This window comes from Nonomuraea guangzhouensis, assembly GCF_019396345.1.
GTDB classification, from domain to species: Bacteria; Actinomycetota; Actinomycetes; order Streptosporangiales; family Streptosporangiaceae; genus Nonomuraea; species Nonomuraea guangzhouensis.
In genome coordinates this window covers 1-12,851 of record NZ_JAHKRM010000045.1, presented here as the reverse complement: position 1 = coordinate 12,851, position 12,851 = coordinate 1, and the positions used below count along the sequence as shown (strand labels likewise).

The window sequence follows — 12,851 nt, the reverse complement described above, 5'->3', positions numbered from 1 at the left end:
TTCGCGATCTTTGGTGTAGCGGCCTGTTCACCCACGCCGGCTCCTCCTGGCGTTGAGACCTTGGCCGATGAGTGTGACGCTCAATGCCGTCACGAAGATGGCCAGGCCAGGGTAGATGATCAAGCCAGGCGTTTTCGTGAGGTACGGCTGAGCGTTCGCGAGCATGGACCCCCAGTCCGCGTCCGGTGGCTGGATGCCGAGACCGAGGTAGGACAGGGCGCCCACGGTGATCAGTTTGTGCCCGAACCGGACCGCGGCGTGCGCCAGCAGCGGGCTCAGCGCGTTCGGCAGGATGTGCCGGAACATGATGAACGACGAGGAGCAGCCCAGCGCCCGCGCGGCCTCGATGTAGTCGTGCGAGCCGATCTCGAGGGCGACGCTGCGGGCCAGCCGGGCGAACGGCGTCCAGCCGCCGATGACCAGGGCCAGGATCAGGGTGCCGTAGTTCGTGCCCAGGATGGCCACGAGGAACAGCGCGACGATGATCTCGGGAAAGGCCAGCAGCACATCGGTGAGCCGCATGACGAACTCGTCGAACTTGCCGCCCCGCCGCGCGCAGACGATGCCGACCAGCGTGCCGCTCACCGCGCAGATCATCAGCGTGATGGCGGCGATCGACACCGAGAACCGGCCACCGTCCATCAGCCGGCTCAGCACGTCCCTGCCGAGGTGGTCGCTGCCGAGCAGATGCGTGGCGCCGCTCGGCGCCAGCCGGTCGGCCAGGTTCTGGGCCGCCGGGTCGTGCGGCATGATCCACGGGGTCAGGACGAGCGTGATCAGGATGAGCCCGAAGAGCGCGGATCCGACGAGGAGGCTGGGTGGCCAGCTCCGCAGGCCGGTCCGGCCGCGCCCGCGCTCCGCACCGGTCGCCGGGGCGTCGTTCGGCGCCTTGCCGGCGAGATGATCGTCAAGCAGAGACATGTGCGGCCCTCACCGTGGGATTGATGAGTGTGTACCCCAGATCGGTCAGCGTCGTGATGAGGACGGCCAACCCGACCAGGCTGATGACTCCGGCCTGGATAGTGGGAACGTCGTTGTTGACGACCGACTCATAGAGCAGGCGGCCCATGCCGGGGATCGAGAAGATCACCTCGACCACCACCGAGCCGCCGAGCAGGCCGGCCAGCCACACCGAGAACAAGGTGATCACCGGCAGCAGCGCGTTGCGTACGCCATGCCGGAGCATCGTCGCGCCGAACGTCAGTCCGCGCGCTCGCGCGGCGGTGATGTGCGGCGATTCCAGTACGTCGATCATCGATGCCCTGGTCACCTGGGTGAAGTAGCTCATCGGGCGCAGCGCGAGAGTGAGGCAGGGCAGGACCATCGACTCGGGGCCCCGCCACCCCGCCGACGGCAGCGCGCCGAGCTGGAGCGCGAAGACCAGGATCAGCACCGGCGCCAGCCAGTACTCCGGGATCGCGACGAACCCCTGGGTGATCGAGGTGATGGCGGTGTCGGTGGGCTTGCCGCGCTTGACCGCGGCCAGCGAGCCGAAGAACAGCGCGGCCACCAGCGCGATCAGGAGTGAGGTGATGGCGAGAACGGTCGTCACCCCCAGCGCGCTGCTGATCATCTCGGTGACCGGGGAACGGCTGGTGTAGGACAGGCCGAGATCTCCGCGCAGCGCCTTGGCGAGCCAGTCCCAGAACTGCGTCAGCAGCGGCCGGTCGAGTCCGTACGAGCGACGCAGGCTCTCCAGCGTGACCGGGTCGACGTTGAGGTCGCGCACCCGGCCGCGCAGGATCTTCCGTACGGGATCGCCCGGCGTGAGATAGGGGATCAGGAAGACCACGAACGACGCGATCACCAGCGTGCCGACGAGTACGGCCAGCCGTCTGATCAAGAAGAACATCGCATGCCTGCCCTTTCCATAGCCGTCCCCGGTGAAGGTTGGTCAGCGGACGAGGTCGAGGAACTTGTAGTAGGCGCCGACCGGCGGCAGGAACCACGGCGGGCCGAAGTGCCCGGGAACGGCGCGGAACGGGAGGTCCTGCCACGGGTTGGCGGCCGGTTCGCCGCCCAGCACCTGGGCCAGCACCTTGCCCATGTGCGTGGCCATCTGCACGCCGTGGCCGCTGTAGCCGACGGAGTAGAACAGGCCGTCACGTTCCCCGGCGTGCACCATCTGGTCCAGCGACATGTCCACCAGGCCGCCCCAGCAGTAGTCGACACGAGCGCCGGCCAGCTGCGGGAACACGGTCGTCATCGCGCGGCGCAGGATCCGCCCGCTCTTGATGTCGGAAGCGGGAGCCGACAGCGCGAACCGGGCGCGTCCGCCGAAGAGCAGCCGGTTGTCCGGCGTGATCCGGAAATAGTAGAGCAGGTTCTTGCTGTCGGAGGCGACGCGCCGGTGCGGCAGCAGTTCGTCCACGACGCTCTGGTCGAGGGGTTCGGTGACGATGATGAAGCTGCCGATCGGCACGATCCGCCGGCGTAGCCACGGGGTCAGGCCGCCGGTGTAGCCGCTGGTGGCGATCACCACCTGGTCGCCGCGTATGGTGCCGAGTTCGGTGTGCACGTCGTGCTGGTAACCGGAGCGCCGGGTCAGCCCAGTGACCTGGCACTCCTCGTGGATGGACACGCCGTTCGTCGACACGGCCGCCGCCAGTCCGGCCGTCAGCCGTCCCACGTGGACGCCCGCGCCGAGGGGATCGACCATCGCGCCGTGGTAGTGGTCACTGCCGATCTCCTCACGGATGCGCGCGGGCGGTACGAGCCGCACATCCTGCCCGGCCAGCTCGCGCATCAGCGCGGCCGAGGCCTGGAAGCTCTGGTAGTGCGCCGGTTTGCTGGCCAGCGTCAGCCGCCCGGTCCGGCTGAAGGAGCAGTCGATCCCCTCAGTTGTCACGACGTCTTCGAGGGTGTCGATCGCGTCGTTGTAGCTGCGGAACATCGCGGTGGCGCGCTCCGTTCCGTAGCGCTTCACCCCCGCGCCGAAGGAGATCGCCAGTCCCGGGGTGGCCATTCCGCCGTTGCGGCCGGAGGCGCCCCAGCCGACGGTGTGCGCCTCCAGCAGCGCGACCTGCGCGCCCTGGCGGGACAGGTGCAAGGCGGTCGACAGGCCGGTGAGACCTGCGCCCACGATGACGACGTCCGCGCGTGCCGGTGGTTCGGTGCGGCGGAAGTCGCCGGCCGGCTTGGCGGTGTCCAGCCAGTAGGAAACGAGCTTCACGTGTCCTCCCAGTCGTTGGACTACAGGCCGAGCAGCGGCGGGACGCCGGTGAGATCGGAGGTCTCGGCGTATTCGTAGAAGGGGACGGACGGGTCGTAGCCGCGATTGACGTAGACCTTGTGCTTGATCCGCAGCTCGTGCGCCGGGATGAGGTCGTACCAGATGTGTGAGGACACGTGCAGGATCTCCTGCGGTTCCACGTTCAGTTGGTCGAGCATGTAGTCGAAAGCCGCGAATCGCGGTTTGTACGCGCGAGCCTGCTCGGCGGTGAACACCCGGTGGAAGGGCGCGCCGAGCTGCCTGACGTTGTTCTCCAGCATGCCGTCGGTGGCGTTGGACAGGATGACCAGCGGGTAGGCCGACGCGAGCTTGCCCAGCGCTTCCGGCACATCGGGGTGCGGCCCCCACGAGCCGGCCGCGGCGATGATCGTGTCCGCGTCCGACTGCCGGAACTGGATGCGCCAGCGGTTGCAGGCCCGCTGCCAGGAGTCCCGCAGGACCTCGGGGTAGAGCTTGAACGGGCCGAGCACCTCGTCCATCCGGTAGGCGCGGAAGTCCTTCAGGAAGGTGGGGATGTCCTCAGGTGCGACGCGGTCCTCGAGCAGCGGCAGCACGGTCGGCGTCATCTGGAAGTGGGTGAGCGTTCCGTAGCAGTCGAAAGTGATGTATTTCGGGGTAAAGCCCAGCAAGTCCATGTAATTCCCTCCGTTACTGCTTGTCGTTACTGCTTGGCGACGGTCACAGCGGTGGTGATCGCGTATCGAGCGAGTGGGTCGTCGGTGAAACCCTTCACACCCGCGCGGTATGCGGCATGTGTCTGCTCGTGCACCTGGAAGACGGTGACCGCGTTCTCTTCGAGGTAGCGCGCGACCTCGGCGTAGACGGCGTTGCGCTCGGTGGCGTCGGTCATGGCGTTCGCCGAGGCGATCTTCTTGTCGATGGCCGGGTCGCAGAAGCGGCTGATGTTGAAGCCGCCTTCACAGGTGTAGTCCGAGGACAGGAAGCCATTGGGGTCGGCGATGTCGACCAGGTGGTTGCGCGACAGCAGCGTGAGGTCGTAGTCGCCGGACAGGAGCTGGGGTTCGATCCCGGCGTAGTCACTGCTCTTCACCTTGACCTCGATGCCGATCGCCTTGAGGTTGGCCTGGATCACGGTGGCGAGGTCGGCGAACTCGGGCCGTTCGGTGTAGGCCAGCAGCGTCAGCTTGAGCTTGCCGGGGGCGTATCCGGCCTCGGCGAGCAGGGCCTTGGCCTGGTCGAGGTTCTGCGCCACCGGCTGCATGCCCTTGGGTGCCCACGGCTCGGTGGGCGAGAACGGGCCGATCGCGGGCTCGGCGCCGTTGTTGTAGACGCTCTTGGCGATGGCGTCGAGGTCGAGGGCGGCCTGTACGGCCTTGCGCAGCGCGGCCTTGTTGAACGGGGCACGTGAGTTGTTGAAGTACAGCCCGGTCGTGCGCGGCGTGAACGTCTCGCTGACCACGAGCTCCTTGTCGCCCTTCAGCGCGGCCAGGCTGGTGGCCGGGATGCCCAGTGCGATCTGGGATTCTCCGGTCTGGACCTGGGTCGCCCGGGTCGCGCCTTCGGCGATGAACCTGGCCTCGACCTTGGCCAGCGGGACCTGCCCACCCCAGTAGGTCGTGTTGCGCTCCATCGAGATCGACTGTCCGGTGGCCTCGGAAGTCGGCTTGTAGGGCCCGGTGCAGTGCCCGATCGGCTTGATGCCCGAGGAGGTGTAGGCGGCCGGCGCCAGAATGCCGGTGTTGGCGCTGGCCAGCCGGAACGGCAGCAGGGCGCTCGGTTTGGGGGTGGTGATCCGGACGGTCGAGCCGTCGACTGCGGCGACCGACGAGACGACCGTCTTGTTGAACGCCCGTGGCGGCGCCTCGACCGAGAGCACGTGCTTCAGTCCCTGGACGACGGCGTCGGCCGTCAGAGCGGTGCCGTCCTGGAACTTGACGTTCTCCCGCAGGGTGAAATCCCAGGTGGTGGGGTTGCTCTGAGTCCATTTGGTGGCCAGCAGCGGCTTGAGCGCACCGGCCTTGTTGTCATAGGTGAGCAGGGTTTCCAGGCAGCCGATCTGGCTGAGCACCAGGGCGTCGTCGGTTTCGAGAGCGTAGTTGGAGCGCGGGGAGAACTGGAGACTGATCACCACGTTCTGGTCGGCACCGGCCGGGGAGTCGCTGTTCGCGAAAGTGCCGCACGCGGTCAGTGTGAGCAGGGCCGAGCAGATCAGAGCTGGGGGGCGAAGGGGGAGTGAGCTTTTCATGGCATCCGCCTGGAGAAGGTTAGGGCGGGTAACGAGTTCGGAGCCGCAATGCTCCGGTGGGGCTGTACGAGCCTGAACGATGCCGCACATCATGTGCCTGCCCTTCCTGCGTTGTCAACAACCCTCCCCTTCGCATTGATTGTTGACAACGCACTCGGCGGGTGATCTGGTTCTAGTAATGAATCCCCAGGTCCCTGCTGGGAGAAGCTCGATGTACAACGCCGGTAGACACGTTCCGACACATTCACGAGCCATCGTTAACAACGTTTTTACGTGCCACCCCCAGCCCTCAGCGGACCGTTGACGACAGGAAGGGTGCATCGTAATGTTTCACGTGAAATATCACGACGATGGGAAAGCTTGATCACGATGAGCGACGAACAGCGGCATCACGGGCATGGCCATGGACACGGACATGGCCATGGGCACGGACACGATCATGACGACGGGCACCGCGGCGGCGGCCTGCTGGCCAAGCTGAAGCACTTCGTGGTGCCTCATTCTCACGACGCCAACGAAGCCATCCAGTCGGCCGAAGAGACGAGCGGTGAGGGCATTCGCACCGCATGGATCGGCCTGGCCGGGATGATGGCCACCGCGATCCTGCAGATGGCCATCGTGGCGATCTCCGGCTCGATCGCCCTGCTGGCCGACACGCTGCACAATCTTGGGCATGCGGTCACCACGATTCCGCTGGTCATCGCCTTCCGGATCGGGCGCCGCGTCGCGACCGACCGCTACAGCTACGGCTACCGGCGCGCCGAGGACCTGGCCGGGGTGCTGATCTCCCTGGTGATCGCGGCCTCGGTGGCGTTGATCATCTGGGAGTCGATCGACGCGCTGATCAACCCGCATCCCCTGACCAACCTGGGCTGGGTGTTCGCCGCCGGAATCGTGGGGGCGGCCGGCAACGAGATCGTGGCCGTCTATCGCATCCGTACCGGTCGCAAGATCGGGTCCGCGGCCTTGATCGCCGAGGGGCAGCATGCCCGGGCGGACGGGCTCACCTCGATCGCCGTGGTGGTCGGTGTGGTCGGCGTGTGGCTCGGCCTTGAGCGGGCGGACGCGATCGTCGGACTGATCATCGGGGTGGTGATCATGGGAATTCTGATCAGCTCCATGCGGACGGTGTTCCGCCGGCTGATGGACGGCATCGAACCCGGTGTCATCGAGGCGATGACCTCGACCGCCGCCTCGGTCGAGGGCGTCCTGGCGGTGGACCGGATCAGGGCCCGCTGGAGCGGGCACCGCATGGAGGCCGACGCCGACATCGCCGTCGCGGTCACCCTCACCGTCGTGGACGGACACCGCGTCGCCGACCAGGTCGAGCACGCGCTGCTGCACGCCCATCCACACCTGGAATCGGTCGTGGTGCACCTGCACCCGGTCATCGACGGCAAGAGACCGGAGGGTCTGCACGAGCTCTCCGGCCACCACGCCAGCGCCGAGGCGCGCGCGGCCTACCGGGCGAAGCAGGCCGCGAGTCTGTAGCGCTTCGCCGGCCCACTCTCCCACCGCCAGAACTGGAGCTCCGCCATGGCCGATGCCGGATTCCACGTCCGGGAGCTGACCGCAGAGGACATCCCCGGCGCGCGCACCCTCATGCTGCGCATCGTCGCCGAGGACTTCGGCGATCCCTACGACCCCGTTGTCCATGCCGACATCGATGACCTGACGGCGTGGTATCTCGCACCGGATGGCCCGTTCATGCTGGTCGCGCGGGATACGGAGACCGGTGTCCTGCTCGGGACCGCCGGCATCCGCGGGGGCGCGCTCAAGGAAGGTCTCAGCCCGCCGCACCTCGTCGAAAGGTACCGAGACGGCCGGACCGGCCAGCTCGTCCGCGTCTACGTTCCTCGGGAGCACCGCCGCCGCGGGGTCGCACGCGTGCTGATCCATCAGGTGCTCGACCGGGCGCGGTGCGAAGGGCGTTACCGGACCATCGCGCTGCACACCTTCCCGCACTCGCCCGGCGCGCTGCCGTTCTGGCTGTCCATGGGCGCGGTGGTGGTCGAGGACGACACGGCCGGCGTGTCCCGAGCACTGTTCATGGAGATTCCCCTGACCACCTACGACATCGCACCCACGCGTACTGAGAGGAACACGCGATCATGACCAAGCGACGCGACGTCTTCATCTTCGTTTCGGAGCCGGGAAAGACCGAGCAGGCACAGGATTACCTCGGCGAGTTCCTGCGCTCCCTGGACGGCCACCCCGGTTATCTGGGCGGGTCGGTGCTCAAGGAGTGTGCCGGCGAGCTGCTGCCGGGCACGTTGGTGCTGCTGCTCGACTTCGCATCCACCGAGGCCGCCCGCGCCCTGTGGCCCAAGATCGAGAACACCGTCAACCCGCTGTACCCCGACGACAAGACCGACAAGTCACCGGATCAGGGGGCGGCCTTCTTCAACGGCACCGGCGATGCCGCTTCGCCGTTGACATTCTCTCGTGGCAACGGGCTGCTCGCCCGGATGCTGCACGTCCACGCGGCCGCCGTGGACGAGTTCGCCACCGTCTGAGGAGCCAAGGATGAGTACGCACAGCCCGTTGTGGCATCCGCAGACACACATGCCCACCGCCGGCCGCGACCGTCTGGTGATCGCCTCCGGCGACGGCGCCTGGGTGACCACCGAGGACGGACAGCGGCTGCTCGACCTGCCGGCCGGGCTCTGGCACGCCAACATCGGACACGGGCGCACCCGGATCGCCGACGTGGCCGCGGCGCAGATCCGTACCCTGGAGACCTACCACCTGTTCGGCGCGCACGCCAACCGCCCAGCCCTGGACCTGGCAGAACGGCTGGCGGGCCTGCTGCCCATCGAGGATCCCAGGATCTTTCTCACCTCCGGGGGCTCGGACTCCATCGACACCGCCTGCAAACTGGCCCGGCGATACTGGCAGGTGGCCGGGAGGCCGGGCAAGAAGGTGATCCTCAGCCGTGACGGGGCCTATCACGGACTGCACGGATTCGGGACCTCGATCGCCGGACTGGACTTCAACCGCGACGGCTATGGCACCGAGTCGCTCGTCCCGGAGACGGCCCGCGTGCCACGGAGCGATCTGGCGGAGACGGCCGCCGTCATCGAGCGGATCGGCGCCGACGCCATCGCCGCGATCGTCGCCGAACCGGTCATCGGCACCGGCGGGGTGTACGCGCCGCCGGACGGCTATCTGGCCGGACTGCGCGAACTGGCCCGCCAGAACGACATCCTCTTCATCGCCGACGAAGTGATCACCGGTTTCGGCCGTACCGGCGAGTGGTTCGCGTGTCAGCGCTGGGACATCGAGCCCGACATGATCGTCATGGCCAAGGGAATCACCTCCGGCTACCTCCCGCTCGGCGCCGTCGGCATCGCGCCGCACGTGGCCGAACCGTTCTTCACCGGCGCCGAGGCCCCGATCTTCCGGCACGGACTCACCTACTCCGGCCACGCCACCGCCTGCGCCGTCGCCCTCGAAAACCTGAACATCCTTGACGAGGAGGATCTCGTGGCCAGGGCCGCCAAGCTGGAACCCGTGCTGGCCCAAGCCCTGGCGCCGCTCGTGGACTCGCCCAGCGTCCAAGAGGTGCGTACGGCCGGGCTGATGGCCGGGGTCCAGCTGAAGCCCGAGGTGGACGCCGGCAAGGTCGTGCTCGGCGCTCGGGAGAACGGGGTGCTGACCCGCCTGCTCGCCGGCAACACCCTGCACATCTGCCCGCCGTTCGTGATCACCGCCGAGGAGATCGAGTACGCGGCCGGCGTGCTCGCGGGCCAACTCCAAGCTCCCGCGACGGTGAGCGCGTGAACGGCCACGACGCCGACGTGGCGGTCGTCGGCCTGGGCGCCATCGGGGCGATGGCCGCCTGGCGGCTGGCCGAGCGCGGACACTCGGTCACCGGCTACGAACGGTTCGGCATCGGGCACGACCGCGGGGCCTCCTCAGGGCAGACGCGGCGGTTCTCGGTGCAGAGCCAGCGCGAACCGCGCACGACCCCGCTCGCGCTGGAAGCACTAGGCCTCTGGCGAGCTCTGGAGCGGGCGACAGGCCACCAACTCCTGCACAGCGTCGGCGGCGTCATCCTCGGCCCGTCGGACACCCCCGCACTCCTGGCCGCGCACAAGTCGGCGCTGTCGGCCGGACTCGACCACGAATGGCTGGACAGCGCGGAACTCAGCACCCGATATCCGCAGCACCGCGTGGGCCCGGCCGACGCCGGCATCACCGACCCGCACGCGGGATTCCTCCGGCCGGAGCTGTCCGTGGTCTCGGCGACCCGACACGCCAGGACACTCGGCGCGACCCTGTACGACCACACCCGCGTCCTGGCCATCGAACCGGACGACGACGGCGTCGTCCTGCGCACGGAGCAGGGGACGCGGCGCTACGGGCACGTCGTCCTCGCCCCGGGGGCACGAGCCCGCGACCTGGTCCCCCTGGCGGGAGCGACCGTGCTGCCGCGGCGGGTGGTGCAGGCCTGGTACGTGCCCGCGGACATCGACCAGTACCGGCCGGAGGTCTGCGGCGTCTTCGAACGCGTCGGAGACGTCAACGCCTACGGATTTCCCACCGTCGACGGCGCCACCGTGAAGATCGGCATCTACACCGCCGGCCACCCCATCGTGTACGACACCGAGAACCCACCTCTGACCGTCGGCCCCGCGCTGCTCCGCCGCCTCCGAGACACCGTCGCCGAGTTCTTCCCCGGCCTGCATCCCGACCCGGTGACCACCACGGTCGGCCTCGAGGGCTACACGACGGACGGTCACCCCCTGCTCGGACCCGCCCCCGACTCGTCCAGGATCATCCTGGCCTGCGGATTCTCCGGCTCCGGCTTCAAGTTCGCCCCCGTGTTCGGAGACATCATCGCGGACCTGGTCATCGAGGGGCGAACCGCCCGTGATGTCGACTTTCTCGCACCGAGCCGCTCGCTGGCACCATGGCCACCGGACGCTCTGACCCCGGCATGATCGGTGCCTGATGTATCACTGGACGTATCATTGACAGGTGGCAGGCACGACAGCGGCTAAGGCGCGCAGCGCGACCGACAATGCGTACGAGCACGTCAAAGACCTCATCCTCACCGGCCGGCTCGCGCCCGGCGCCGACCTGCACGAGGCCGCCCTCAGCGAGAGCACCGGGTTCGGCCGCTCGCCGGTGCGTGAGGCGCTGCGCCGGCTCGTACAGCAAGGATTCGTCGAGGTACTTCCACGACAGGGCTACCGCGTCGCGGTCGTGACACTGGCCAGTGTCCAGGATCTGTTCGAAATGCGGCTGTTGCTGGAACCGGCCGCGGTCGAACTGGCCGCCGTGCGCGCTCCACAGGCGGAACTCGAAGCCCTGCACGAACTCGCGCACGAAACCTACACACACGATGACACCCGCAGCTACCAGCAGTTTCTTCAGGACAACCGGGAATTCCACGTACGCATCGCCCGCGCCAGCGGCAATGAACGGCTCGCCAACACGTTGCAGGTGTTGCTGGAGGAAATGCAGCGCCTGTTCTTCATCAGTCTCGGCGACCGCGACCACGCCTCGGAGATGATGCACGAGCACCACGATCTCCACGACGCCCTCCTCGCGCGTGACGCGTCGCGAGCCCGCCAGATCGTGGTCGATCAGATCGAGGCGAGCCGCAAGCGGGTGCTGGAAGGCCTCATGGCCGCCGGCGGCCGGCCGACCCGGGCGGCGAGCGGCGTCGTCCTGGCCGACGTCTCCTCGCGCACGCGCCAATAGCTCACGCCTACGCGACCGCGACGGGAGAGGTCTGGCGGTTGAGGTCCGCGGCGCGGGCCACCTCGGCGTCGATGACGGCGGCTCGTGGCCAGGTTCGTACGGCGACAGCCATCAGGACCAGGCCACAGCCGCCCCACGCCCCCACCACGACCGGCACCGGGAAGCTTTCGGCCAGCGCGCCCGCCGCCAGCACGGCGACGGCGAACGAGATCTGGATGCCGCCCTGCATGATCCCGAACGCGCGGGCGCGGAAGTCGCCCGGAAGGACGCTCACGAACAGCCCGTTGAGCGGCACGATCACCGTGGCGGTGACACCCGTGCAGACCCCGAGGAAGAACACGACGACGAACGGGGGATGCGCCAGAGCGGGCACCAGGAAGAGCGGGCTCGTCAGCAGCACCGGCTTGACCAGCTTCAGCCGTCGCGCCGGCGTCAGCACTCGCGTGATCAGGGCGCCGATGACGTTGCCGATCGGCAACGCCGCCATCAGCAGGCCCGCGGTGCGCGAGCCGCCACCGAGCTCGGCCGACCACGCGGCGGCCAGCCCTTCCGGCACGATCTGGATCGCCACCATGCTGAACACCACCAGGGCGATCGGCCGCATGACCCGATGCCCGAACACCAGCCTGATGCCGTCACCGGTCTCCTTCAGCAGCGACCGGCGAGGGGCAGTGGCCGTCTCCACGGGACGGGGCCGCACGCCGCGCCAGAGCAGTAGCGCCGAAGCCCCGAAGGTCGCCGCGTTGATCAGCAGGGCGACATGCCCATCGATGGCGGCGGTCACTCCGCCGAGCGCGTACCCCGTCACCTGAGCGGCCTGGCCCACCATGTTCTGCACGGAAAGCCCCACCACGTAGCGGTCTCCGGTGAGGATCTGCGCCACCATGGCCGAGCGGGCCGCCTGGAACGGCGGCGTGAGCAGCGAGGAGGCGAGCAACAGCAGGAGCAGCGCCGGCAACGGCAGTCCGGGCAGGGCCATGAGCGCGACCAGGGCGAACCGGGCCACATCACAGAGGATCATGACGCGCCGATAGGGGTAGCGCTCGGCGAGCGCGGCCAGTACGGGCCCGCCCGCCACCCAGGGCAGGTAGCTGACGGCGAAGCCGGCGGCCGACAGCAGCACGGAGCCGGTGTCGCTGAAGATCAGCACGGCGACGGCCACCTTGGCGAAGTAGTCGCCGATCCAGGACAGCGCCGCCGCGGTGAACAGGTAGCGGTACTCCAGGACACCGAAGACTTCGCGGAACGTGGCGGGCCGGTCATCCACGAGCGCTTACTTCCCCTCACGATACGAAAACGAGAAAGGTGTGGTCCGGTTCTGGGGGCCGGACCACACGCTTATCTAGATTTACGTCCAGCCAGAGTCGCGCTTCATCCAGATCACCCCGATCCATCGTTTGCCGATTGCTTCTGACGGGTCATTACTATCGTAGATCGGACGCGCTTTGTGCAAGTTTTTCGGATCAGCTGAAAAGAAGAGAACAAGCAGGTCAGCATGGGGACAGGCTGGACATGCGCGGGTTGCGTAACCGTTATGTTCGGCCTCTGTTCCGCAGTGCTCGAAGAGAAATTCTGGCCGGATATATAAATGGCGCATCGCAGGCCATATAAATTCCTGTCCGCACTGCCTGGCGTCCCCGCCGATCGGCCGTCCGTCGTTGACGCGTGCTGCGCCGGCAGCCCACCGGCGCAGCACGCGTC

Annotated in this window: 13 protein-coding genes; 6 read left to right on the top strand and 7 right to left on the bottom strand. The window is 67.9% G+C overall.

Annotated features, from left to right (window positions below):
* Positions 1 to 27 precede the first annotated feature (27 nt).
* From KME78_RS55800 to KME78_RS55780, 5 genes are read right to left on the bottom strand one after another with little or no spacing between them, the layout of a single operon-like run.
* A complete protein-coding gene (locus KME78_RS55800; RefSeq protein WP_219538203.1) occupies positions 28 to 921 on the bottom strand; it encodes an ABC transporter permease in 894 nt (297 codons plus the stop codon).
* Positions 908 to 1,852, bottom strand: coding sequence for an ABC transporter permease (locus KME78_RS55795; protein ID WP_219538202.1), 945 nt, complete (start codon positions 1,850 to 1,852; stop codon positions 908 to 910). Before KME78_RS55795 ends, KME78_RS55800 begins: the two co-directional genes overlap by 14 nt.
* A 42-nt stretch (positions 1,853 to 1,894) precedes the next feature.
* Positions 1,895 to 3,172 carry an NAD(P)/FAD-dependent oxidoreductase gene (locus KME78_RS55790; RefSeq protein WP_219538201.1) on the bottom strand — a complete coding sequence of 426 codons (1,278 nt, stop codon included), beginning with the start codon at positions 3,170 to 3,172 and terminating at the stop codon, positions 1,895 to 1,897.
* A 20-nt stretch (positions 3,173 to 3,192) separates the two neighbouring features.
* Positions 3,193 to 3,867: a haloacid dehalogenase type II gene (locus KME78_RS55785; RefSeq protein WP_219538200.1), complete on the bottom strand. Its 675-nt coding sequence runs from the start codon at positions 3,865 to 3,867 to the stop codon at positions 3,193 to 3,195.
* A 26-nt stretch (positions 3,868 to 3,893) separates the two neighbouring features.
* Entirely contained in the window at positions 3,894 to 5,438 is a 1,545-nt protein-coding gene (locus KME78_RS55780) for an ABC transporter substrate-binding protein (protein WP_219538199.1), read from the bottom strand.
* A gap of 369 nt (positions 5,439 to 5,807) precedes the next feature.
* Here KME78_RS55780 and KME78_RS55775 point away from each other — a divergent pair, with 369 nt between their 5' ends.
* From KME78_RS55775 to KME78_RS67720, 6 genes are read left to right on the top strand one after another with little or no spacing between them, the layout of a single operon-like run.
* Entirely contained in the window at positions 5,808 to 6,929 is a 1,122-nt protein-coding gene (locus tag KME78_RS55775; RefSeq protein WP_219538198.1) for a cation diffusion facilitator family transporter, read from the top strand.
* 45 nt (positions 6,930 to 6,974) lie between these two features.
* Positions 6,975 to 7,553 (top strand): GNAT family N-acetyltransferase, encoded by a 579-nt coding sequence (locus tag KME78_RS55770; protein WP_219538197.1) that lies wholly within the window; start codon positions 6,975 to 6,977, stop codon positions 7,551 to 7,553.
* A complete protein-coding gene (locus KME78_RS55765; protein ID WP_219538196.1) occupies positions 7,550 to 7,954 on the top strand; it encodes a hypothetical protein in 405 nt (134 codons plus the stop codon). Before KME78_RS55770 ends, KME78_RS55765 begins: the two co-directional genes overlap by 4 nt.
* A gap of 10 nt (positions 7,955 to 7,964) precedes the next feature.
* Positions 7,965 to 9,221: an aminotransferase family protein gene (locus KME78_RS55760; RefSeq protein WP_219538195.1), complete on the top strand. Its 1,257-nt coding sequence runs from the start codon at positions 7,965 to 7,967 to the stop codon at positions 9,219 to 9,221.
* Positions 9,218 to 10,384 (top strand): N-methyl-L-tryptophan oxidase, encoded by a 1,167-nt coding sequence (gene solA / locus KME78_RS55755; RefSeq protein WP_219538194.1) that lies wholly within the window; start codon positions 9,218 to 9,220, stop codon positions 10,382 to 10,384. Before KME78_RS55760 ends, solA begins: the two co-directional genes overlap by 4 nt.
* 37 nt (positions 10,385 to 10,421) lie before the next feature.
* Complete coding sequence (locus KME78_RS67720; RefSeq protein WP_219538193.1) at positions 10,422 to 11,150, top strand: GntR family transcriptional regulator; 729 nt, start codon at positions 10,422 to 10,424, stop codon at positions 11,148 to 11,150.
* A gap of 7 nt (positions 11,151 to 11,157) precedes the next feature.
* Here the strand turns inward: KME78_RS67720 and KME78_RS55745 are convergent, their stop codons facing one another.
* A complete protein-coding gene (locus KME78_RS55745) occupies positions 11,158 to 12,417 on the bottom strand; it encodes an MFS transporter (RefSeq protein WP_219538192.1) in 1,260 nt (419 codons plus the stop codon).
* Positions 12,418 to 12,498: 81 nt separating this feature from the next.
* A partial coding sequence (locus tag KME78_RS55740) for a 2OG-Fe(II) oxygenase family protein (protein WP_219538191.1) occupies positions 12,499 to 12,851 on the bottom strand: 353 nt, incomplete at its 5' end.

What these genes read in the sequence shown, in the direction of transcription:
- KME78_RS55800 (WP_219538203.1), bottom strand. Translation starts at nt 921, where the DNA reads ATGTCTCTGCTTGACGATCATCTCGCCGGCAAGGCGCCGAACGACGCC.
- KME78_RS55795 (WP_219538202.1), bottom strand. Translation starts at nt 1,852, where the DNA reads ATGTTCTTCTTGATCAGACGGCTGGCCGTACTCGTCGGCACGCTGGTG.
- KME78_RS55785 (WP_219538200.1), bottom strand. Translation starts at nt 3,867, where the DNA reads ATGGACTTGCTGGGCTTTACCCCGAAATACATCACTTTCGACTGCTAC.
- KME78_RS55780 (WP_219538199.1), bottom strand. Translation starts at nt 5,438, where the DNA reads ATGAAAAGCTCACTCCCCCTTCGCCCCCCAGCTCTGATCTGCTCGGCC.
- KME78_RS55775 (WP_219538198.1), top strand. Translation starts at nt 5,808, where the DNA reads ATGAGCGACGAACAGCGGCATCACGGGCATGGCCATGGACACGGACAT.
- KME78_RS55770 (WP_219538197.1), top strand. Translation starts at nt 6,975, where the DNA reads ATGGCCGATGCCGGATTCCACGTCCGGGAGCTGACCGCAGAGGACATC.
- KME78_RS55765 (WP_219538196.1), top strand. Translation starts at nt 7,550, where the DNA reads ATGACCAAGCGACGCGACGTCTTCATCTTCGTTTCGGAGCCGGGAAAG.
- KME78_RS55760 (WP_219538195.1), top strand. Translation starts at nt 7,965, where the DNA reads ATGAGTACGCACAGCCCGTTGTGGCATCCGCAGACACACATGCCCACC.